At 47.5% G+C, this 22,019-nt stretch carries 23 protein-coding genes; 4 read left to right on the forward strand and 19 right to left on the reverse strand.

Annotated features, from left to right (window positions below):
- Positions 1 to 156 precede the first annotated feature (156 nt).
- The 6 genes from JO375_RS19715 to hemE all read right to left on the reverse strand — a co-directional run bounded on the left by JO375_RS19715 (position 157) and on the right by hemE (position 6,773).
- Positions 157 to 780, reverse strand: coding sequence for a fumarylacetoacetate hydrolase family protein (locus JO375_RS19715; RefSeq protein WP_229526061.1), 624 nt, complete (start codon positions 778 to 780; stop codon positions 157 to 159).
- Between the two features lie 39 nt (positions 781 to 819).
- Entirely contained in the window at positions 820 to 1,596 is a 777-nt protein-coding gene (locus tag JO375_RS19720) for a glycerophosphodiester phosphodiesterase (RefSeq protein ID WP_229526062.1), read from the reverse strand.
- 80 nt (positions 1,597 to 1,676) lie between these two features.
- Entirely contained in the window at positions 1,677 to 3,164 is a 1,488-nt protein-coding gene (locus tag JO375_RS19725; RefSeq protein ID WP_229526063.1) for a CapA family protein, read from the reverse strand.
- A gap of 134 nt (positions 3,165 to 3,298) precedes the next feature.
- Positions 3,299 to 4,744 (reverse strand): protoporphyrinogen oxidase, encoded by a 1,446-nt coding sequence (gene hemY, locus JO375_RS19730; protein ID WP_229526064.1) that lies wholly within the window; start codon positions 4,742 to 4,744, stop codon positions 3,299 to 3,301.
- Positions 4,745 to 4,751: 7 nt separating this feature from the next.
- Positions 4,752 to 5,693 (reverse strand): ferrochelatase, encoded by a 942-nt coding sequence (gene hemH / locus JO375_RS19735; RefSeq protein ID WP_229526065.1) that lies wholly within the window; start codon positions 5,691 to 5,693, stop codon positions 4,752 to 4,754.
- A gap of 33 nt (positions 5,694 to 5,726) precedes the next feature.
- The gene (gene hemE, locus JO375_RS19740; protein WP_229526066.1) at positions 5,727 to 6,773 is read right to left on the reverse strand and encodes a uroporphyrinogen decarboxylase; all 1,047 of its coding nucleotides are present in this window, start codon (positions 6,771 to 6,773) and stop codon (positions 5,727 to 5,729) included.
- 230 nt (positions 6,774 to 7,003) lie between these two features.
- Here hemE and JO375_RS19745 point away from each other — a divergent pair, with 230 nt between their 5' ends.
- Positions 7,004 to 8,227, forward strand: coding sequence for an MFS transporter (locus JO375_RS19745; RefSeq protein ID WP_229526067.1), 1,224 nt, complete (start codon positions 7,004 to 7,006; stop codon positions 8,225 to 8,227).
- Between the two features lie 111 nt (positions 8,228 to 8,338).
- Here JO375_RS19745 and JO375_RS19750 read toward each other — a convergent pair whose 3' ends face one another.
- Complete coding sequence (locus JO375_RS19750; protein WP_229526068.1) at positions 8,339 to 8,983, reverse strand: O-methyltransferase; 645 nt, start codon at positions 8,981 to 8,983, stop codon at positions 8,339 to 8,341.
- Positions 8,984 to 9,130: 147 nt separating this feature from the next.
- Between JO375_RS19750 and JO375_RS19755 the strand changes: the two genes are divergently transcribed.
- Positions 9,131 to 10,291, forward strand: coding sequence for a THUMP domain-containing class I SAM-dependent RNA methyltransferase (locus JO375_RS19755; RefSeq protein WP_229526069.1), 1,161 nt, complete (start codon positions 9,131 to 9,133; stop codon positions 10,289 to 10,291).
- 235 nt (positions 10,292 to 10,526) lie between these two features.
- Positions 10,527 to 12,506 (forward strand): LTA synthase family protein, encoded by a 1,980-nt coding sequence (locus tag JO375_RS19760; RefSeq protein ID WP_229526070.1) that lies wholly within the window; start codon positions 10,527 to 10,529, stop codon positions 12,504 to 12,506.
- Positions 12,507 to 12,607: 101 nt separating this feature from the next.
- Here the strand turns inward: JO375_RS19760 and JO375_RS19765 are convergent, their stop codons facing one another.
- From JO375_RS19765 to JO375_RS19820, 12 genes are all read right to left on the reverse strand, one after another.
- Complete coding sequence (locus tag JO375_RS19765; protein ID WP_229526071.1) at positions 12,608 to 12,877, reverse strand: hypothetical protein; 270 nt, start codon at positions 12,875 to 12,877, stop codon at positions 12,608 to 12,610.
- 96 nt (positions 12,878 to 12,973) lie between these two features.
- On the reverse strand, positions 12,974 to 13,195 hold the full coding sequence (locus JO375_RS19770; RefSeq protein WP_229526072.1) for a DUF1450 domain-containing protein: 222 nt from the start codon (positions 13,193 to 13,195) through the stop codon (positions 12,974 to 12,976).
- Between the two features lie 23 nt (positions 13,196 to 13,218).
- Complete coding sequence (locus JO375_RS19775) at positions 13,219 to 13,521, reverse strand: iron-sulfur cluster assembly accessory protein (RefSeq protein WP_229526073.1); 303 nt, start codon at positions 13,519 to 13,521, stop codon at positions 13,219 to 13,221.
- A 228-nt stretch (positions 13,522 to 13,749) separates the two neighbouring features.
- A complete protein-coding gene (locus tag JO375_RS19780; RefSeq protein ID WP_229526074.1) occupies positions 13,750 to 14,013 on the reverse strand; it encodes a hypothetical protein in 264 nt (87 codons plus the stop codon).
- A 134-nt stretch (positions 14,014 to 14,147) separates the two neighbouring features.
- Positions 14,148 to 15,404, reverse strand: coding sequence for a M14 family metallopeptidase (locus JO375_RS19785; RefSeq protein ID WP_229526075.1), 1,257 nt, complete (start codon positions 15,402 to 15,404; stop codon positions 14,148 to 14,150).
- A 118-nt stretch (positions 15,405 to 15,522) separates the two neighbouring features.
- Entirely contained in the window at positions 15,523 to 16,332 is an 810-nt protein-coding gene (gene racE / locus JO375_RS19790) for a glutamate racemase (RefSeq protein ID WP_322098759.1), read from the reverse strand.
- A gap of 206 nt (positions 16,333 to 16,538) precedes the next feature.
- Positions 16,539 to 16,862 (reverse strand): YtxH domain-containing protein, encoded by a 324-nt coding sequence (locus JO375_RS19795; RefSeq protein ID WP_229526077.1) that lies wholly within the window; start codon positions 16,860 to 16,862, stop codon positions 16,539 to 16,541.
- Between the two features lie 97 nt (positions 16,863 to 16,959).
- Complete coding sequence (locus tag JO375_RS19800; protein ID WP_229526078.1) at positions 16,960 to 17,607, reverse strand: helix-turn-helix transcriptional regulator; 648 nt, start codon at positions 17,605 to 17,607, stop codon at positions 16,960 to 16,962.
- An 8-nt stretch (positions 17,608 to 17,615) separates the two neighbouring features.
- Complete coding sequence (locus JO375_RS19805; protein WP_229526079.1) at positions 17,616 to 18,056, reverse strand: DUF86 domain-containing protein; 441 nt, start codon at positions 18,054 to 18,056, stop codon at positions 17,616 to 17,618.
- Positions 18,057 to 18,080: 24 nt separating this feature from the next.
- Complete coding sequence (locus tag JO375_RS19810; protein WP_229526080.1) at positions 18,081 to 18,368, reverse strand: Dabb family protein; 288 nt, start codon at positions 18,366 to 18,368, stop codon at positions 18,081 to 18,083.
- Between the two features lie 81 nt (positions 18,369 to 18,449).
- Positions 18,450 to 18,875, reverse strand: a complete 426-nt coding sequence (locus JO375_RS19815; protein ID WP_229526081.1) for a phage holin family protein — start codon at positions 18,873 to 18,875, stop codon at positions 18,450 to 18,452.
- A gap of 181 nt (positions 18,876 to 19,056) precedes the next feature.
- On the reverse strand, positions 19,057 to 20,175 hold the full coding sequence (locus tag JO375_RS19820; RefSeq protein ID WP_229526082.1) for a polysaccharide deacetylase: 1,119 nt from the start codon (positions 20,173 to 20,175) through the stop codon (positions 19,057 to 19,059).
- Between the two features lie 1,201 nt (positions 20,176 to 21,376).
- On the opposite strand from JO375_RS19820, the gene JO375_RS19825 reads away from it, so the two are divergent.
- Positions 21,377 to 21,961 carry a helix-turn-helix domain-containing protein gene (locus JO375_RS19825; RefSeq protein ID WP_229526083.1) on the forward strand — a complete coding sequence of 195 codons (585 nt, stop codon included), beginning with the start codon at positions 21,377 to 21,379 and terminating at the stop codon, positions 21,959 to 21,961.
- Positions 21,962 to 22,019: the final 58 nt, after the last annotated feature.

Here is a 22,019-nt window from a genome sequence, read left to right on the forward strand (position 1 = left end):
AACGCTCCACGCTGATATAAAAACCGCGCCCCATGCTTGACACAGGACACGGCTCTTGTGGCCTTACAATTCATACCTACAGGAATCGCCTTTTACTGCCCGGTTACAAAAAAAATCCGGTTTTAATCAATCTTCATTGATGTCATCACAGACGGTTTAGGCGATGGTACAGCTTCCCTGGCAATCATTTCCCCAAAACAGCTCGAAGCGATCCCCGCTCGTTATAGGACCGACACCTGCCGGAGTGCCTGTAAAAATGATATCTCCCTCACCTAGCCCATAATGGGCCGCTATGAATTCCACGATGTGCTGGATCGAAAAAATCATATCCCTGATATGACCGCGTTGCACTTCGTGTCCGTTTTTGAGCAAGGTAAAATCCTGCTGCTCCAGCATGTCCAAGCTCGTCAAGGGAAGAAAAGGCGTCACAGGAGCAGACGATTTGAAGCCCTTGGCTGCAGTCCAGGGATGGCCTTTTTTCTTAAGGGCACTTTGTACATCACGCAGGGTAAAATCAATGCCGAGTGCAAAAGCATTCAAACACGTATCCGCAGACATCCCCGGCTCGTAATTACGTCCAACAGATACAACCAGTTCAGTCTCAAAATGAATATCACCTTTGCCCTGAGGAAGCTCCAGCGTAGCACCATCGAGCGGCACCACCGCATGAGAAGGCTTCATAAAAATCATCGGTTCCGCAGGAACATCATTTCCCAATTCCTCTGCATGCAGCTTATAATTGCGTCCGACACAGTAAACATTACGAATTTCTACGCTCATTATCACCGCCATCCTCTCGGCATATGTAGTCCATATGATTTAACGAAAACGAATAAGTTTACGTATATAGTGCCACATGCGGCGCTTGGAAAGCAAAAAAGCCTGCTCCCAGCGATCCGGCCAGTTCGTACAAATCATTAAGTCAGGGTGCAGCGCAGACAATCTCCGCATAATACGACAATCGTCCACCGTCCATGCCATGACCGTAATTCCGCGTCCAGTCAGGTCCCTCAATAGGTAACGATCCAAATGAGGATAGCCGATGGATAAAAAAGAGCATTGCAGCTTCTCCAGTTGCTTTGCCAGATCATCCGGGCGCGCATCGATAATCAGGCCGGTGCGAATCTCAGGGTTCAGCTCTTTGGTACGGCGTAATGCGGAACGATCAAAGGAGGTCAATACCACCTCATTCTGCATCTCCCGCATCATAATTTCACGTAGTACGGCTTTCTCCAGACCTGGATACATATCGCCCGTTGTTTTCAGCTCAATGTTGAGTGATACACGACCGTGGCACAGATCAAGCACCTGTGCGAGAGTTGGAATTTTCTCTCCGAGGCATTCTGCGTTTTTCCAGCTGCCTGCATCAAGCTGTTGCAGCTCTTTCCAGTCCGAATCCTTTATCCGTCCCGTCCCATTCGTCGTTCGCTCCAGCGTAAAATCATGAATGACTACCGGAACACCATCCTTTGACACCTGTACATCCAGCTCAATCCAGTGGACAAACGATTGCTCCAGTGCAAGCCTAAAAGCTGCCAGTGTGTTTTCGGGAGCAATTCCTGAAAAACCACGGTGAGCCACACACAAATGTTTCATACCCGTGATGACCTCCATCCATTAAGGGGTTCGTCATACGACCGTTGCCGTCATTTCCCGTACCGAAAACTTTTGAGCTTTTAATGAGCGCTTACTGTCCCATTCACGCCTATCGAAACATGTTTCGGGGACAGGGCTGCTACTCTCTGCAAAATGTTACTGGCCTCCGCACCCTGCAATGGGATCGGCTGACCCAGCTCCGCCCGGCACGGAATCAGCTTCATATCACAGGCTCCGTGCCGGGTACAAGTAGCCTGGAATATTGCTGTATCCCAAGTGGCTGGGACCGTTGATTTAGAAAAAATAAAATTGCCTGTGCTGTATGCGATCCATTTGCCTTTATATTGCTCCATGCCTTGAAGCACATGCGGATGCCCCCCTATTACAAGATCAGCCCCCGCATCAATAAAAGCGTGCGACAGCTCGGTTTGATGCGGCTCCAGGACAGCGGCGCGTTCCTTCCCCCAATGGGCAATAACAACCACCAGATCTGCTTGCATTCGTGCCTGGCGGATGGACTTCACGATAGCGGCCGAATCATACGCCCCTGCAACACCTGGCTGCTTGGCGCCTGCATTCCAGTTGGCCTCAGGGATGACACGTGTAGCGCCTAGCAGCGCAATTTTAATGCCTTTACGTTCAAAATAATGCGGTGCATATGCTTCTTGTGCATTACGTCCCGCTCCAGCGTGCGCTATCCCCTGTCCATCCAGATATTTCAGTGTATCCATCAATCCGCCTATACCCTGATCCAAAATATGATTGTTGGCCAAATTGACAGCATCTATCCCTGCCACTGCTAAAGCAGTTAACGCTTTGGGAGAAGATTTGTACACGTACGTTTTATTTAACGCACCGACACCACCCGTTGTCACCGGTGTTTCCAGATTGGCAATCGTCAAATCGTCTTTACGAAACAGGTTCCCGAGATATTGATATGGAAAATCGAATCCGTTTTTTTCCAACCGCTGCTCGACTTTACCGGAAAACTGCACATCCCCTGCAAAGTGGAGCGTAACTGTAGGTGACGTTTCACCGTTCGCCTTAGTTTTATCCATTTCTTCCGTTGTGCTTGGATCGGTAGACGGTTCGCTTCCCGAGGTATTCTTGCTTGCAGTGTCCCGCCAAGACTGCCCGCCTTTTCCATTGGATGAATCCGATGCTGGAGAATCACCTTCAGGGGCTTGGTTATCAAGTGATGCCTTGAAACGATGATCTGGCTCTGTAACAGGATCAGCAGGTTGCCTTGTTCCAGCATCAGCAGCACGCTCATCCGGCTTGGTGCCTTCGTTCAGCTGATTATTTGCCAAGGCTGTGACATTCTTGCTCACCGAGGCCGAAGACCGCTCTTTTCCGGGAGATTCCGGTTGAACGTTTTGCTCTGATTGCAGAAGCTCCGCATTATCGGCAAGAGTGCTGCTATTGCTGCGTTCAAATATGTAATAATAACCGAAAAGACCTATGATCATAAGCAGCAGGACAAGATTCATCAGGATCCAAGCCTTGCCTATTTTAGCTTTTCCCGCTTTCTTCCGACCTGCATTTTTCTGTGGTTTGGGAGGATGCATTTTTCACTCCTTCTATGCTATACCATCTGCATGACTTCCTTTTGCTGGTGATTGTTCACCTTCTTCATTATATATCAAATTTCAATATACATAGAACCCCTCGTCTAAAATACGAAGGGTTCATCATCAAACATTTACACTTGTACACTGACCGCTTCCTGCTCTGCCGCTTGCACGGCTTTCGCAGCCCATTCCTTGGCCTGACGAATGCAATCCGGTAAGCCAATCGCATCATAACCAGCACCCAGAACATACACTCCCGGCATGCCGGTACGCAGCTCTTCCCGCAAACTGGCTATAGCCTGCGGATGCCCTACCGGGTATTGCGGCATAGAATTGCGAAGACGTGTAATTTCCGTGAACAGCGGAGTTGCGGCAATTCCCATCATCTCTTTCAAATCCTGACGCACCAGCGCAATCAGATCATCATCCGCCAGCTCTACGATTTCTTCGGCCCCTGCGCGTCCCACATAGCAGCGCAGCAGCACCTTATCATCCGGACTCGTATGCAGCCACTTGGCAGAAGTCCACGTGCATGCTGTCACGCTGCGTCCCTCTTTGCGAGGAACCAGAAATCCGGAACCGTCAAACACGGTCTCAATATCCTTTTTGTCGAAAGCCATGACCACATTGGCCACGGATACATATTTTACAGCTTCCAATGCAGCCACATTCACATGCTCTCGCAAGAGTGGTGCAGCAGCAAAATTCGGAGTCGTTACAAATAGATCATTCGCCTCCAGCGCCTCTCCGTTATCGAGCATAACACGGTATGCGCTCTCGTCACTTTCCGGGTTCTTTGTGAATCCGGTAACCGCGATTCCTGTCCGCAAATCACAGTCATGCAAATCATTCAGCAGTGCATGCACCAAACTTTGCAGACCTTGACGGAAGGTTAAAAATACGCTTTTTTTCGTGCCCGTATGTGTTTCCGCCGGTTTTCGTCCAGTCATCATCCCATGAATGAGGCTTCCATATTGCTGCTCAATTTCAGCAAATTGCGGGAAGGTCGCCTGCAAACTTAGCGTCTTCATGTTGGCGGCGTAGATGCCAGCCAACAGCGGCTCGGTCATATTCTCCAGCACTTCCTTGCCTAGCCGGCGCTCAATAAAATCACCCAACGACTCGTCACCTTGTTCGCGACGGGGAGGAATTACAAAATCCATCATAGCCCGTAATTTCCCGCCCAAAGAGATCAATCCGCTTCGCAAAAATGGTGCCAGCTCCGTCGGAATGCCCAATACCAGACCGGGAGGCATCGGATGAAGCTGTCCTTCATGCAAAATGTACGTCTTTTTGGCGTCAGGGTTCGTGCTGACCAGCTCATGATCCAGCTCCAGCTCTTTTGCCAAATCGATCATAGCCGTTTTACGAGCCAGAAAGGAATCTGGCCCCTTTTCAATCACAAACCCGTCTTTATGCAGTGTTTCAATTTTGCCACCCAGCACAGGAGCTTTCTCCACCAGCGTAATTTGTGGTGTGTAGCCAGCTTCCTTGTACATTTTCCGTGTGTAAAAAGCTGCACTCAGGCCAGTCAAACCGCCGCCTACAATCACAATCCTGCGTAATTTTTGCTTCATTATTTCCTCATCCCTTTTTCCACTGGTCTATGATGACATCACTAAGCGTCTCCATATACAGTGGATCACTGTTAAGCGAGTCGATGCGCTGAAAACGCATATCCAGTTCCTTCGCTAAAGCCTGTGCTTCAATATCAAGATCATACAGTACCTCTAAGTGATCGGATACAAAGCCAACTGGCGCAGCAAGCACATACTCTACCTGCTCTTCCTTGAGACTGTGCATGGTATCCAAAATGTCAGGTCCCAGCCATGGCTCTGCTGTACGACCGGCACTTTGCCACGTGAACTGCCAGTTGGTAATTCCCGCTTTGTCCGCAACAGCCTGCGAAGTAGCCATTAATTGGTCCACATAGGGATCGCCCATGGCCAAAATCCGTTCAGGCAAGCTGTGTGCGCTAAACAGTACACGAACCTCGTCCCGCTTGGCCCCGACTTCTTCAAAAAGCGCAAGCTTTGCGTTCACACGCTCGGTGAGCGTCTTGATCAGCTTTGGATGAAGATGATAGCTCTCTACAAACGAGATGCTCAAACCCAGTTCCTGCGCCTTGGCCTGTGCACGCTTAATGTAAGTGCCTACGCTCATAACGGAATAATGCGGAGCCAGTATAACCCCCACCGCTGTACGAATGCCATCTTGCACCATCGCTTCCACACCGTCCTCAATAAACGGCTTGGCATGTTTGAGTCCCTGATAACAGACAAATTCAATGTCCGGGTTGCGATTTTCCCGATTTAATGTTGCTTGCAGGCTTTGAACCTGACGATCCGTATTCTGTCGCAGTGGAAAAACACCGCCCGCAATCGCTTCATAACGGTCCCTTAATTCCTTTAGCTGCTCCGGCGAAGGGGCATGACCGCGACGAATATGCGTATAATAGGCTTCCACTTGATCCAGACTCTCCGGCGTCCCGTAGGACATGACCAGTACACCCACTTTGGTTTTCATTAGCAGATTCACCTCTTGATTCATTCTAATGTATTAGCTCTTGGTCAAAACAGAACGGGAATATTCATGTACATATTCGGTAAGCTCTCTTAACTTATCTAGTGATGCTTCAGGAAATAGACCATGCCCCAGATTAAAAATATATCCCGGCTTCAGCATTCCTTCATCTATAATGTTTTTGGCATACTGCTTGATGACATCTATTGGAGCGGTGAGCACATACGGGTCCAGGTTTCCCTGTACACCAAAACCATCCCCGAGACGGCGACGTCCTTCAGATATACTTACCCGCCAGTCCAGTCCAATAACATCCGCTTGTAGCCCGTTCAAGTACGGGAGCAGTTCACCGGAGCTTACACCCGGAAAATAAATTTTAGGGACATTCAGGTCGGACAACGCTTGGAAAATACGCTTGATGACTGGCAACACAAAAGTTTGGAAATCATAAGGTGAAAGTGCACCTACCCAGCTGTCAAACAATTGAAATGCTTTGCCGCCGTTGGCAATATGGGCACGCACGTATGTAATCACCATCTCTCCCAGCTTATCCATCAGACGGTGCCAAAGTTCAGGCTCCCCATACATCATCGCCTTGGTGCGAATATATCCTTTGGAGGGTCTCCCTTCTATTAAATAGCTCGCAATTGTAAAAGGTGCTCCAGCGAATGTAATTAACGGTACGTTCAGCTCACGGTCCAGGATACGAATCGTTTCCAAAATATGTCCGAGATCACGTTCCACATCAATCGGGTGCAGCCTGTCTACATCTGCAGCTGACCGGATCGGATGATCAATCACCGGACCAATATTTTTGACAATATCAAAGTCAACCCCGAGCGAAGCTACCGGGTTCATAATATCAGAATATAAAATAGCAGCGTCTACCCCGAGCTTGCGCACAGGCATCAAAGTCACTTCTGCGGCCAACTCGGGCTGACGGCAAATTTCAAGCAATGTGTATTTTTCTTTAATTTTGCGATACTCAGGGTCATACCTTCCGGCCTGCCGCATGTACCATACGGGAATATGATCCACGGCCTGCTGGCGGCAAGCGCGGATAAAGGTATCATTGTAGGTCATGACTTCAGCCTCCAGTTCGAATCATAAATACTATGTTTTATTATGCCCTTTTTCAAGGGCCGTAACAACCGCCGCTCTCGAACAAAACATGACAAACCGATGACATTTGGATAAAGTTTCAATGAAGTGTGCTATACTAAAGGAATGGCTTTTTAAGGCTCCGGGAAAATCTATACCAAACAAGCATTTTTACAACAGAATAAGAATGGCAGAAAGGAAGTGAGCTCACATTGAAATCGTGGGAGACATGGAAAATCAATCTCATTGTGCTTTGGTTCGGCCAGTTTCTTGTCAACGCGGGTATTACAATGATCACTCCATTCCTCGCCCTGTATCTGGCTCATGACCTTCAAGTAAAGGGAGAGCACGATATCGGTCTATGGGCCGGAGTTATTTTTGGCGCCAATTTTTTGACCTCATTTATATTCCAGCCTTTGTGGGGCAAGCTGGCTGATCGATATGGCCGCAAAGTCATGCTGCTCCGCTCGGGCTTTGGCATGGCGCTGGTCATCGGATGTATGGGTCTGGTCACCCATCCATGGCAGCTGCTTGCACTTCGTCTGTTGAACGGTGTTATTTCGGGCTTTAATCCGGCCTCCATCTCCCTGGTATCGGGTACCACACCCAAGGAGCGAACAGGATTCGCTATGGGCATTATACAATCCGGTCAGATGGCCGGCACGATTCTCGGCCCGCTACTGGGTGGATTTTTGGCTGACCTGGTCGGGTTCAGACCGATTTTTTACATTACAGGCGCTCTTGTTTTCCTTGCCTCTTTAATGGCAATGTTTCTGGTTAAGGAAAATTTCAGCAAGGAAGAAGCCGCACGAACTCCGCAAATTTCAGTGCTTGCCGGACTTAAAGAGCTAAGTCAAACGCCACAGCTTCCGGCTTTGTTCACCGTAACGTTCCTGCTTCAGTTTGCCATGATCAGCACGGTATCTCTGCTGCCCCTGTATGTGCAAAAACTGTATGGCACGGCTGAAGGAATTGCTCTGATTGCCGGTTTCGTGACAGCCATTACCGGCGTATCCAATATGGTAGCTGCACCGTTGCTGGGAAGATTGAGCGACAAGATCGGAGCACACAAAATTTTGACCATCTCACTGCTCGGAACGGCAGTCATGCTCATTCCGCAGGCTTTTGTCAATCAAGTTTGGCAACTTGTTAGTATCCGCTTTTTTATGGGTGTATTTATGGGCGGTTTGCTTCCAAGTGTAAATGCACTGATTCGCACGTATACACCGGAAGGTATGGAAAGCCGCGCATTCGGCTTTAACACCAGCTCACTGGCGCTCGGCAATATGCTGGGTGCTGTCGTTGGCGGAGTCCTGTCCGGATTTATCGGCATCGAAGGGCTGTTCATCATGTCAGGTGTTCTGCTGATTGTCAACATATTCTGGGTACGTATGAAACTTTCTAATCATAAGACATCGCATGGTTTTTTCAGATAAATCACCTTCTGGTAGGGCTGGCATTCGGTAATAGACAAGAACCTCCGCTCCACTATTTATTCAGTGGACAAGGAGGTTCTTTTTATAGGGCTATGAAGCTTAGGCTGCGTGCTATTTTACTCTCGCCAGAGCTAGACCATCGTAAGCCGGCAAAAGCGTGCTGACCAGCCGCGGGTCTGTCGCTATCATTTCGTTAAAGCGTCTCATCGCCTGCACGGCAGGTCCGTTCTTGTCGGTATTCAGCGTCCGTCCGCGAAGAAAGCAATTGTCCCCGGCAATAATGGCACCCGGCTTCGCTAGAGCAATCGCATATTCCAAATATACCGGGTAATTTTCCTTATCCGCATCGATGAAAAAAAAGTCAAAGGCGCGTCCTTCTTCCTGAAGCGCCTTCAGGCTGTCCACGGCAGGTCCAACGCGATATTCGACACGGTCACCGTAACCGTTGTCCTCCATATGCTTATGCGCAAGCAGCGCATATGTTTTTTTTAGCTCCAATGACACAATTCGTCCCTCTGCTCCGAGTCCACGGGCCATACATAATCCGCTGTATCCGCCCAGTGCACCAATTTCCAATACCTGCTCGGCCCCGGATACCTCAATTAAAAAAGTAAGCAGTTTGCCATATGGATGGGCAACCGACACCTCCGGCATGCCTTCTGCAACAATGGCCGCCCTGATGTTTCGCAACGCTTCATCTTCCTGTACCAGCTGGTCTACATAGTGTTCAGGTGTCATATTCGGTGTAATTTCCACGTTTCATCTCTCCTTCTTTGATTTCATCATAACGCAGGTTGGACGCTGGTGTCCTTCTTAAATGATTTGTCTCTTCGTGTACAATGGCCTATACTATAGGGATTGAACCAAGCTTACATGATTATGGGGACGGAGTGAATACGTTTAATGACTCAACTGCAACTAATTGCTACTGCGCCGATGGGACTTGAAGCCGTCGTGGCTCGGGAACTCAGAGTACTCGGTTACGAGAATTTGACTGTTGAAAATGGCCGCGTCGTTTTTTCCGGAGATTATATCGATATATGCCGATGCAACCTCTGGCTTCGCTCATCGGATCGCGTTCTTATTAAAATGGGTGAATTTGCTGCGACTACCTTCGATGAGTTGTTCGAAGGCACCAAAGCTTTGCCATGGCAGGACTGGATTCCTGCAGATGGCGAGTTTCCCGTAGAAGGCCGTTCACACAAATCACAGCTTAGTAGCGTACCAGCTTGCCAGGGAATCGTCAAGAAGGCGATTGTCGAAAAGCTCAAGGAAACCTACAACACCCATTGGTTTGCCGAAGACGGACCTCGTTACGTCATTGAGGTCATTCTGTTAAATGACCGTGCATTGCTGACGCTTGATACGACCGGGCCAGGGCTGCACAAACGCGGCTACCGCAAGCTAGTTACAGAGGCCCCTCTCAAAGAGACGCTGGCTTCCGCGCTTATTCAGCTTAGCCGCTGGAGCCCGGATCGCCCTTTCTACGATCCGTGCTGTGGTTCCGGTACTTTTTTGGTCGAAGCCGCCATGCAGGCCTGGAATATTGCGCCAGGTCTGAGACGCACCTTTCATTCGGAAAGCTGGCCTGTCCTCGGCAAACCATTATGGAATCAAGCCCGCGATGAGGCAATGGATATGACTCGCGATGATATTCCTTTTGAGATCGCGGGCAGCGATATTGACCCAAGTGCCATCCAAGTGGCCGAAGCGGCTGTGAAGGCAGCAGGCTTCGCTAAAGACATCTCACTGAAGGTGATGCCTGCAAGCAAGATCAGACTCGAAGGCCAGTATGGTGTGATGATTACCAATCCGCCTTATGGCGAAAGACTGAGCGAGCAATCCGAGGTGGAAAAGCTGATCCGTTCACTCGCACGCACAGCAGCGGAAATGAAGACATGGTCCTTCTTTGCCATCAGCTCTACCAAGCAATTCGAGCATTATTGGGGGCGCAAGGCCGATAAGCGCCGCAAGCTGTTTAACGGCCGGATCGAATGCCAATACTATCAGTATCTGGGCCCTCTGCCTCCGCGCCGGAAAGACACTTCTTCGTCGCAGTCCTGATAGAGGAAGTACAGGCCAGGAAACGAACTCCCTGTTCGTCTCCTGGCCTGCTTTGTGCTGCTCAGCATCATAAAGATATGACGATGTATGTACTTCCGAAAGGAAGATACTGTATTTTCTTGACTTAAACATTGAAATGCGCCGGATGAGCGCTATAATAGTTAAAGGCATTTCGGTTTTAGCATGACGTTATCTATAGTTTATACTAGCCGAACATTCTGCCGGAGGAGGTAAAGTGTTGGTTATTCGCACGACCGGTGCACGTCGCACTGGGAACATGTTCAGCAGATTACTGCTGTCCCGATATTTCGGGTTAATTCTGTTTTTAGCACTGATGATTGGCAAGCTCGCACTGATTCACTATAACCTGCATGCCCAAAATATTGACATGAATTCGCTGGATTATGTCATCGCTCTTGGTTCGCTCCTGCTTGTGAGTTTCTGGACCTTGTGGTTGCCGCGCCGGGGACGTCTGGTTGCACTTGTGGTGCTTGATATTTTGCTCACGGCACTCATTTATGCCGATATGGTTTATTATCGGTATTTTCAGGATTTCATCACCATTCCTGTCTTGCTTCAAGCCGGACAAGTTGACTCCTTGGGCAGTAGTATCGCATCCCTGATGTATTGGTGGGATATTTTATTTTTTGCAGACTGGATTTTATTCATTCCATATGTATTATTCGTGGCTTCACTGCGGCGTCGGCATACAGCAACGGATACTTACATGGAAGCGTCCCGAAACTCGTTCACCAAGAGATTCCTGCTTCGCTTCTCCAAAGGCGCGTTAGCCTTCCTGATCGGATATATCTTTACCTTTGGACCGATTAGATATTACACCTCCACATGGGCAACCGGCATATTTGTCGGCAATTGGTGGTCGATGGCCTTGTACAACGTAACCGGACTGATCGGGTTTCATGGATATGACATCTACCGCTATAGTCAGGACCATTTTGGCTCTCAGTCTACGTTGGCTCAAGCCGAATCCGAAAAGGACAAGGAATGGTTTATCCAGCATCAGCAGCTGCTTCAGGTGAAAAATGACCTATCCGGCAAATATAAAGGCAAAAATGTGATGGTCATTCAAGCTGAAGCGTTTATGAACTTTTTTATCGGCAAACAGATCAATGGTCAAGCGATTACGCCCAATTTTGACAAGCTGATGAAAGAGAGCATGTATTTTAGCAACTATTTTCATCAGACTGCACAGGGCCGTACTTCGGACGCAGACTTCTCTACACATGCTTCACTGCATCCGCTTCCTACGGGCTCGGTATTTATCCGTTATGCGGACCATAAATTCGATACGCTGCCTTCCATATTAAAGGATAGCGGTTATAGTCCAAATGCCTTTCACGTGTACGACAGCAGCTTCTGGAACCGCTACACGATGTATAAGGCGATGAACTATGACAAGTTCTACAGTAAAAAAGATTTTGAAATCGATGAGCCGCTCGGCTGGTCATTGGGAGACAAATCCTTTTTCCGTCAAACGCTCAATGATCTTACCACAGAAATCAAGCAGCCGTTCTATGCCTATATGGTTGGCATTTCAAGCCATCATCCATACAACCTGTCTCCTGACGCAGTAGATCTGCATGTTGGCGAGTTTGAGGGTACAATGTTCGGAGACTATTTGAAATCCGTCCATTACGTAGATGAAGCTCTGGGCGAGCTGGTAAATCAGATGAAGAAGGACGGTTTGTGGGACAATACAATCCTGATGTTCTACGGGGACCATGATAATTCCATTAAAGACAAGGCCCTGTATGAAAAGTTCTTGGGCAAGTCTCTCACAGATCTCGACATGCAGAAGATCATGAACCAGGTACCGTTGCTGGTGCATCTTCCTGACGGTAGTCATGCGGGAACGTACACAGAGCCGGCAGGTCAGCTGGATTTGACGCCTTCTGTCATGCATCTGCTCGGGATTTCCACCAAACCGTATCATTTTATGGGTAACGATCTCTTTAGCGGAAAGCCTCGTATGGTCGTGCTGCGCAGCGGTGCTTTCACAGATGGCCAAGTGTACTACATTCCCTCTGAGGACGGCACGTTCTCCAAGGGAACCTGTTACAACCTGTCCACAGGCCAGCCAACAGATGTGAACGCTTGCGGACCAGGGTATACCGAAGCTCTCAAACGGTTAAACATTTCCGATCAAGTTATCACGTACGATCTCATTCGCCAATGGGAATCGCAATCCAAATAAAAAACAAAAGAAAGCCCGATTCATCAGCCAGTAAGTGCTGTTGAATCGGGCTTTTTGATTACGCAGCTTACAGAACTGCGCTCGTTGGTATTGACAAATGCCTAGGGACGCAACGCCTTTTTCGCTTGGTCAAGTCGCTCTAACTCTTCACCAAGCATTTCCTCGGCAACTTCTACTGCATCCTCACCAAGGCTATCCTTTGCCTGCTCTATAGCATTCTCTGCATGAGTGCGCGATTGCTCAGCCTGCTCAATTAGCTGCTCAGCCGGATGTGACAATGCCTGAGACACGGCATTGTGAAGTTTGTCCACCGAGTTTTGCGTCTGCGCCTCGACACTAGGATTGTCGAGCTTGGAATCATACTGGGCCATGAGTCACTCCTCCTTCTGGGCAGTGTTCTACATCCATTAGCATGGATCAGAAGGAGGGAAACTATGCACAAAGTTATGAATACACCGCACCGGAAGCTATTTTATAAAACGCGCAGCCTTCTCCAAGACCTCGTCCTCTGTAGGTGCACTCACATAACGTCCGTTCACATACACAAATGCCCGTTTGCCACATGGACCGCAATACGATTTGCAGCCGATTTTAATCTCGGCATCCGGTGCCATCTTTTGCAGTTTGGGCAAGATCGTTTTTAGACGAATATGATTGCACTCATCACATACGCGAATATCATTGGCCATCTGTTATCCCTCCGTGCTTCGGCTTAGTGGTCGCCGTGATTGCCTTTGGAAGGGTTAGTAATGACAAATCCTTCTTCGGGAAAGTACAAATAATCAATTTTCACACCATCCAGCAACGGCTGGCCGGTTTCCAAAATAACATCAATGCCTTTATCTGTGGAAACTACAGTATCGGTTTCTTTGGGCGTGTCCAAATCCAGCCCGTAATGAGCATGATCTCCATGTGCATGAGTAATGACAACGCGCAGACTCTTGCCTTGGTTCTCTGCCTTGTCCAGTTCAAGCTTTAATACTTTAGCCGCGTTACGAGTAATTTTGCAGTTCATCAAGCTTCTCTCCTTCATATTATAATAATAAAATGTGGTTCATTGAAATACATATGACACCACATATCTTGGCAGGCAAAATCAACAACTACAAATAAACAGCTTCTTCCTCGAAGAGAAGAGTTAGAATGGATAACAAATCCACTTTCAGCGTAGCAAAAGGCAATATTCCTATTGTAAAGAAAATCGTAAAAAATCGCAATCACGAAAATCATAGCTTGATAGCTTTTACACACGTTCGTGCTGTTTTTCAAGCAGTTCCGGATACTTTCGTTCAGCACGGGTTACAAACCAATTCATGAGCAGCAGCGTCACCCCGATGTCATCAATCGGCATAAAGGGCATGACATCAGGCAGCACCCAATAGAGCAGTACAGGAACAGCAAAAAGTAGTTTTTCACTCCAAGGAATCCTCGAAGAGGTAATCAATCGGGGCATACGCCGAAATACGTACGACCATTGACGGAGAGACAGTAGTCTTTTCCACTTCACAGTTGTTCACTCCATTTCGATTTCTCCTATGCATATATCCCCTGTTACAAGGATAGATAAAGAGGAACACTTGTAAAAAACGTGTTCCTCCTTGATACGTACACATGAATCATTTCGTTTCAACAGGCCTAGACTTACCATGATAACACTGCTGCCATCAACATGCCTACTTCTGCTGTAATGTCATCAAAATCACGCATGGGCAGCGGGTTTACGCCCAGACCGACTTCAACGGTAAAACCCGGTTTGCCAAACCGCTGGATGAACCAATCCTTGAAGCCTGCATCGCTCCCTCTGAGCTTTACCGCCCGGTATCCTGTAGCGGAAGCTAGCCGTAAGGCCAAATCCCTGCTCTCCTTGGGCTCCAGATCCCGATAATTCCAATAGATTTCCTGTCCTTGACTGTGTATGGATAACACCATATCAAACTGCTCACGCTCCGTGAGATCGGCAAGTGCCTTGGACTCTGGCTCAGATAAAGGTGCAGGCCCTGAATAGTCACGCCGTGAAGGACCTATTTTACCGCGTCTGCGCACTTCCTCTTCCCAATATGCCGGAAACTGATCGTTGAGATCGACGCCGCGAATATTCGCCTTCCAGCCACGATAATCAGCACGTCCTTCATTCCACGCTCTGAGATCATGATACAGTGGATGGGTCGGGAGCACTCCCTGCTGCACCAGCTCTACCCCATCCGGGTTGACCATCGGAACCACCCATAACGAGGTACGCTCCAGCAAATCCTGGGGCGAACCGCCATACACCCATGATGAAATCCCGGCTTGTTCCGATCGCTCACTCCGGAATTCCCGTCTCCCTTGTTTCGCGGTAGCGCTGATTCCTTGTGCATATTGCTCTATAAAACGCAGCAAACAAGGCGTTGTCAGCCATTCATTCGCATGCACAGAGGCATTGGCGTGAATTTTCCTCTTTCCACTTCCAATCCGTACATAAGGGATATCCTTCCCCATGACACTCGTGCCGATGCTCCCAATCTCAATAAACGGATATTTGTAGGCCAAAGCGAGAAGATCTTCCTTCAAATCCTCATACCCGTATTCTCCACGCAAATGTACAATCTGATCCCGATGGCCATCAGGAATAACAATTGTTTTTCCGCGCACAAAATCATGCTCATCAAGTCCGGGATTGGCCAGCTGCAGTTCATCAAGCCCCACACTAAACTGCTTGGCAATCTGCCTTGCATACTCACCGGGCTGTATAACGTATTGTCGAACCGTTGACGGCCGAATATGTAGCACTTGACCACAAATCAGATAGGGCTGAGCCGCGGCCCATGGATTATCTGCGATCAAAGTATCCGCCGTTAATTGAAAATCCGAGGCGACCCGGTGTAATGTATCCCCTTTTTGAACGATATATTTTCTCATCCTCTACGCCCCTTCCATCTGCCTTAATGCATGTTATGCAGAGGCGGCGTGTCTTGATGAAGCCAAAAGCAAAACAACCGGCTTCTTTTGCCCAATGGCAAAAAAGACGGCTGTCTCGTCAATCCAGATTGGTGACCTGCCAGACGACAGGCGTTTGTCGAATTTGCTCCCCGAGCCACTGGCTGGCAATGCGCTGAAACATTTGCGGATCACCGGAGCAAAAAAGCTGATGTACCGGCGTTTCATCCCCTGTCGCCAGCCTGCCTTTGTTATACAAAATGGTGCTCGTCTCACGAGCCGTTTCATCTGCCGAGCTTATTAGCTTTACTGCAGGGCCCATCACTTCCTGAATGGTTTCCTTTAAAAAAGGATAATGCGTACAACCCAGAATCAGGCAATCCATCGAATACGCCTGAATGGGCTGCAGTGCCTCTTTCACAACCCTGGTTGTCGTCTCTGAATGGAACAGTCCTTGTTCCACCAAGGGAACAAGCGCAGGACAAGCGTGACTCACCACATCTACATAGGGAGACAACTGCTTGAGCGCGGTCGTATAGGCTCCGCTTCGTATGGTACCGATCGTCCCAATCACCCCGACATGTCCGGTGGCGGTGGCGCTGATTGCAGCACGAGCACCGGGATGGATAACTCCGATTACCGGAATGGACACCTTTTGGCTAATAAAGTCCAATGCCGCAGCTGTTGCCGTATTACAAGCAATAATAATGACCTTCGGGTCAAACTGGATCAGAAAATCAACCATCTGCTCTGTGAATTTCTTAACCTCTTCCGATGGTCGGGGACCATACGGGGTGCGCGCAGTATCTCCAAAATAAATGATTTTTTCCCGCGGAAGCTGACGCATGATTTCTTTGACAACCGTCAGACCTCCTACACCGGAATCCAATATTGCAATTGCTTGCCGCACGTACACACCGCTTCCTTTTTTGTTTAAATATAAATTGTTCCCTCATGGAAAGTTATCGCTGCTACATACCTTATGTGGAATTCATGAAAAAGGTACCCCAAAAGATTACCTTAAAACGATAAAGCGATCAATAAAAAAGACTTCACCCCAAAGGGAGAAGCCACGAATTCAAAGGATATTCATCAACTGAAACAGCCTATGGACCATTACAGATGATCTTCTTTTGGATCTTCTTGCACAGGAGCGGATGAGACGCTCGCATCAGGAATAATTTCGTCCTTTTTACGCAACTTGCCAATTTCATGAATGACAGCAGTGGCTGCCTCCTTAATCTTGTCAGTATACTCAGTTGAGGTGTCTGTAATCTTACCCACAAGCTCCTGCCCCTTATCGCTCACGTGACGCGCCTGATCTGTAATATCCTGACGCAGCTCGCGGCCTGACTTGGGGGCAAATAACAACGCAACCAGCGAACCAGCAAGACTGCCTGCCAATGCGCCACGGATAAAGCTTTTGTAGTTTTCCTTCATCATCATCTCTCCCTTGTGCCCGGGCGAATGCCCATCTGTTAGTGCATTATAAGCAGAGAGAGCTTGTCATGATACTGAGAACAAGCCAGAAAAGCTTTTACTTTTTTCGTGAGCGGATTCGGTACAAGCAAGAGCGGCCTCCATCTGCCAGGCAATCCTCACGGACTACCTCGGCATCAAGCAATTCCTCGAACATTTGCTGCTCACATTCACAAGCCTTGCGGTAGTGGCCTGCAATTTGAGAAATCGGACAATTGTATTCCACAAGAGAATAACTTCCATCCTCTTCCTCGCGCCAATCTGCCATATAACCGGAAGCATTCTGGATGCCTGAAAGCTTTTCCACGCGTGAAGCCAGTGTAGTTTCATTTTCCATATGGGGGGCGTACCGCTTCATCATTTTGCGTTTTCTGCCATCAAATAGAGAGTGAACGGCTTCTATTCCCTGCTCCTCATCCAGTTCCTCTAACAATTCCAGCAGCAGATGATCATAATTACGGGGAAACTGCTCGCTTCCCTGCTCACTCAAGCTGTACAAAAACGTCGGACGTCCCATCGCCTGTCTGACAATCGTAGCAACAATCAGTCCATCTTGCTCCATTAATTTGAGATGCCTGCGCACCCCCATTTCGGTAATGCCCAATTGAGCTGCCAAGCTTCCGACGCCCACAGGCCCCTGGGTTTTCAATAGTGTCAAGATCATGCGCCTGGTGGGCATTTCGGGTACAATATACTTATCCGTCACTTTTGCCTTTACACTCCCTCGGGCTGCGGACCCAATTCCTTATTTAAATAATCATGCACGCTGGATACGAAATGTTCCAGCAGCTCAGGCAGCTTCAATGTGAGCGGATGAAGGCTTGTACGATCCCAATGGAAATACTCCTGTACTAAAGGTTTGCGCAAGGATACCAGCTCTAATAGCGAACGGGATACGTCATCATCCAGTACGCCTTCTTCGTGAATGATACCGATAATATCCTCATAGCTGCTGGCGTCGCGCATAATAAATCCGTCAATGATATAGCTTCCTACGTCCGTTACCGTCTCAATCGCCAGATGAAGGCAGCGCTCCTGCACCAGCCCCTGCAACAAATCGCCGTTCCAGGCACCAGATATACGGCGGAGTGCTGCGGCAATGTCGGGAACGGCTTCTAGGCGAAGCTCAATTTGTTCCCGGTTAACATAATACAAGTTACTGCACCTCCAGTCATTGATCTAGACTTCATAATCAACTGCGATAGATACATCCTTCACTTCATTCATATGTGCAATGATTTCCTGATGCACAGGGTGTACCTGATACGTTTGCAAGTCCTCCAGCGTCTCGACAACAGCCGTAAGGGAAATATCAAAGGATCGTTCCGAACGAATCACATCCGTACCTATTTCGAGTGACAGCAGCTCGCCTATTTTGCCATTCATGCTGCGCAAAATGGATGCCGTATGCTCAATACTTTCAGGGGAGCGGTCTTTCAATTTGAATAATACGATATGTTTAATCATGCGTATAGGCTCCTTATCTTAAAAATGTCCTCTTGAAAATTTTATCATAACGCCCCACATACGGAAAGAAACTTTGCAATTCTAACGGTCTTTTCCGCCATCTTTCCCATCGGACCCCTTGTCCTTCAGCAGGGCAAAAAAATTCTTGAGCTTCGGCGGAAGCGGCAGCCCCAATCGCGAGCAGTTTTCCGTAATAGAGATCAGCTCATTGGATAAATAAAAATACGTTGCTGCTCCTTTCATGATTTCCGTCCCCATCAGGAGATCCATGTGATGTGCCAAAGAAATCACCATCAGCATCAAAGCTTTTCTCATCAAACCCCAAAAACCGACTTTGCTGCTCAGACCTTGTCCGGTCTTTATTGCTGCGGCCACTCCTGTCACATAATCAACAGCCATAGCAAACGTGAACAGCACCATCAGCTGATTCCAGCCGCCAAAAGCAAACGTAATGATAGCTCCTGTGGTAGCACAAAATATACTAAACATACTTGGGTTAATATTCATGCCTGCTCCTCCTCTCAGGGCGGTTACTGTAATATATGCAGCGGCGCTGCAACCCGTAAAGTCGTATGACCTGAACATGGATGCCAATTCATAGATTCATATAACCAAGTCGGGAGTAGTCTGTAAGCACAGCAAAAAACCGTGGAATTTATCCACGGTTCTCCCCATTCATTCTATTCAATTAACGATGATCGTTCCAAAAATTAAGCGGGGTCATATTATTATTCAACGGCTCGAAGGAGTAGCCTTCTTTTCGCAAAGCCGCCATGATTTGCGGAAGCACCTTGATCGTAGATGGTTTATCGTGCATCAGAACAACCGGTGTTCTGCCTTGCTTTTTCAATCTTTGAATGTCGCTTAGAACCGTCTTTACAAAATGCTCGGGATTTTTGGTATACCGCCAATCGTTGGAATCTATGTTCCAGTCCCAAATATGGTAGCCTGCACCCGTCAGTTGATCGCGGTAGGCTTTCTTCAAATACGGTTTACTGCCATAAGGCGTACGAATTAAAGAAGTGCGTTTGCCAGTTGCCTGGAATAAAATCTCGTTATCCTGATTCATTTCTGCAAGTGCTGCTGCAGGGGATGCATAGATTTTCTTCACCTCATGACTCATTCCATGCAAGCCCAAGCCGTGCCCCTCTTCTACCATTCTCTTCATCACTGCGCTATGTTGGCGAATTTCCGGTCCCAGCATAAAAAAAGTAGCCTTGGCATTATATTTGTCCAGAATATCCAGCAGCTGCGAAGTATGCGCAGTAGGACCATCATCGAAGCTTAAATAAATCGTACGGCTGGATGATCCTGTATTGCCTGGGTTACTTGGTTTGACAGTTGCGTGCTGCTTGATATTCGCCGCGAATTTATTCACGAATTGTGCATCAGACAGGCTTGCATTTGCGTTTTGAATGCGATACAGATTGCTTGACGGAGTGGTAATGGCAAATCCGAACGCGTCTGTCAAAGTGTGGACAGGGACCATCGTGCGTCCTCCACGTTCAAAAACATCCCCCTCGGTCAAATTCAGTGAAAAGCTGCGGTTATGTCCTGTCAATGTCAGTATGCTTCCGCTAGTTGAAGCAGAAATACCCATCTTTTGCCCTAATATAACGACAGGTACATACAACTTGTCATTTTTCATCACTGACTGAACTGTGTTCGAATCTAGCAGCACATCATTGACCCCCAGCAAAGGAGCCTTCGCTTGCGCACCCGCCGTATTCGTATGTATACCCAGCAAGCCCAAACAACAGATTGCCATCAAGCATACTGCCATCCATTTTACTTTAAAGAGTTTCATTCATTACACCATCCTGTGCTGTATTTTATAATTGTGGGAGCTATTTCTAGCTTGTCTATGAAGTTATACAGACATGGCGATATAGACATGACAATATAAACATTCACTCAACATTAGAACATAAGCGCATCTCGACCAACTGAACTCCAACGTCTTTTTGTCCCCCATATATATTAATAGATTACCAGACTATAGTAAGTAAACATAGAAAAACAATTTGACAACAATCTCGCAATTCCTTTTGCCCAAGAGGTTACAAAGTTGTAAATAAATATCTAGTGGATGGAAGCCGAACTGATAAGAGGTAAGCTCATTCGGGGATAGCTGCCCGTTTTCATTCGGCACTGAGTGGGTAAGACATATAAACACCAGTTATTCTTTTATTAATAAACCTTGTTACATCAATCGGATATATTCCTCATTTAATCGATATATTTTCACCACATTTTCTAGACCTTGTATAAGAAGTTTTTTATTCCTCATTTCGACTATTTCCGAGTTAGTGTACTCCTAGATCAACATAATTGGTTACATATCTCGAACAAAACCTAAATACGAATTGTATAATCAACGTTAATGCCTTTAAAGGCATCAGTAACCGTGCAATAGGAAATCTGATTCAGTAGAACAGAAATATGATTCAATAGAACAGAAATATGATTCAATAGAACAGGCAGAAAAAATCCTTGAAGAATATTGAGATGAAAATACTGAGGATAAAGATGCAGGGTATAGATTAGTCATAAGGGAAGGTATTTAGGTGGTATGGATGAGGTTCTGGTAAGTAAGCTGCATGAACCCCATTCCTTGCACCTCGTTCCTCTGCCCCTGCTGCAACAGGCATGCACAGCAAAGCGTTAAATGCCAAAATGGTTGTAAAAAACCATACCATTACCTTTTTACAAAGCATCTAACTATTAACCCTCTTTTTTCTCGTTGCAAAAATAACATGTTGAGCTGAAAAACCATTTTTCTCTCTAAAAATCTTACAATCACGGCAGAAGAACATATTACCTCCATTTCCATAAAAAACGTCACATTTTAATATATATGTACCTTAAACTTCCATTTTTATAGGCCAAATGGACCTTGTTTTCCATAAACCGGTTAAGCCCATAGGATTAAAAGAAAATCGGGAGAAGAGTCACTTGCAAAGCCCTTTCGGGTATAGTAGTATGTGTTTAAAAAAATCGGAGGGTATATGCCTACACAACAAGACAAACATTCCATTCAGGCGTGGTCTCTGATCAATCGCAAATATTTGGGAAAAGGCGTGCGTGTCAAACGTTTTCGCAAACCAACACGCTGTCAGGTGCGTAATCGCGTTTTGCTTGCCGTTCTGATGGCTAATGACATTAAACTGTCCCAACTTGCCGAGGAACTGTCCATTTCCTCCCGCAGCGTCAGCGCGTGGGTATATGAGGGCCGCATTCCTGGCAACACCAATCTGGAGAAGACGTGTAATACTCTTGGTTATCCGCACCATATCCTGTTTAATGAAGAGGTTATTCGCCGCTCACCGCTCATCTGTCAACCAGCACCGTCCCGTTTTATGAAACGGACTGTAACTCGTTCTCCGGTCAAAAATCGGATTTTGGCGGGTCTATGCATGGTTCATGATATTTCGGTGACCGATGTCAGTCATTGGATTGGCGTTCATCCCGGCACATTCCGGAAATGGTTGCACCAAGGTACCGTTCCTTCCCAAACCTTCCAGGATCAGGCGGAACAGTTTTTCCGCATTCCAAAGTCCATTTTGTTTGCTGATGCCATGCTGAAAAAGTAAGAATGTCCGTTACAACGAACGACGGTAATTTGCTTGAAAGTCTTTGAAAGGAACGCAT

The organism is Paenibacillus farraposensis (assembly GCF_020736845.1).
In the GTDB taxonomy this organism is placed as follows: domain Bacteria; phylum Bacillota; class Bacilli; order Paenibacillales; family Paenibacillaceae; genus Paenibacillus; species Paenibacillus farraposensis.

Bases quoted from the DNA above. Each gene is read 5' to 3' on its own strand.
- JO375_RS19715 (WP_229526061.1), bottom strand. From the start codon at position 780: ATGAGCGTAGAAATTCGTAATGTTTACTGTGTCGGACGCAATTATAAG.
- JO375_RS19720 (WP_229526062.1), bottom strand. From the start codon at position 1,596: ATGAAACATTTGTGTGTGGCTCACCGTGGTTTTTCAGGAATTGCTCCC.
- JO375_RS19725 (WP_229526063.1), bottom strand. From the start codon at position 3,164: ATGCATCCTCCCAAACCACAGAAAAATGCAGGTCGGAAGAAAGCGGGA.
- hemY (WP_229526064.1), bottom strand. From the start codon at position 4,744: ATGAAGCAAAAATTACGCAGGATTGTGATTGTAGGCGGCGGTTTGACT.
- hemH (WP_229526065.1), bottom strand. From the start codon at position 5,693: ATGAAAACCAAAGTGGGTGTACTGGTCATGTCCTACGGGACGCCGGAG.
- hemE (WP_229526066.1), bottom strand. From the start codon at position 6,773: ATGACCTACAATGATACCTTTATCCGCGCTTGCCGCCAGCAGGCCGTG.
- JO375_RS19755 (WP_229526069.1), top strand. From the start codon at position 9,131: ATGACTCAACTGCAACTAATTGCTACTGCGCCGATGGGACTTGAAGCC.
- JO375_RS19765 (WP_229526071.1), bottom strand. From the start codon at position 12,877: ATGGCCCAGTATGATTCCAAGCTCGACAATCCTAGTGTCGAGGCGCAG.
- JO375_RS19770 (WP_229526072.1), bottom strand. From the start codon at position 13,195: ATGGCCAATGATATTCGCGTATGTGATGAGTGCAATCATATTCGTCTA.
- JO375_RS19775 (WP_229526073.1), bottom strand. From the start codon at position 13,521: ATGAACTGCAAAATTACTCGTAACGCGGCTAAAGTATTAAAGCTTGAA.
- JO375_RS19785 (WP_229526075.1), bottom strand. From the start codon at position 15,404: ATGAGAAAATATATCGTTCAAAAAGGGGATACATTACACCGGGTCGCC.
- JO375_RS19795 (WP_229526077.1), bottom strand. From the start codon at position 16,862: ATGAAGGAAAACTACAAAAGCTTTATCCGTGGCGCATTGGCAGGCAGT.
- JO375_RS19810 (WP_229526080.1), bottom strand. From the start codon at position 18,368: ATGATTAAACATATCGTATTATTCAAATTGAAAGACCGCTCCCCTGAA.
- JO375_RS19815 (WP_229526081.1), bottom strand. From the start codon at position 18,875: ATGAATATTAACCCAAGTATGTTTAGTATATTTTGTGCTACCACAGGA.
- JO375_RS19820 (WP_229526082.1), bottom strand. From the start codon at position 20,175: ATGAAACTCTTTAAAGTAAAATGGATGGCAGTATGCTTGATGGCAATC.
- JO375_RS19825 (WP_229526083.1), top strand. From the start codon at position 21,377: ATGCCTACACAACAAGACAAACATTCCATTCAGGCGTGGTCTCTGATC.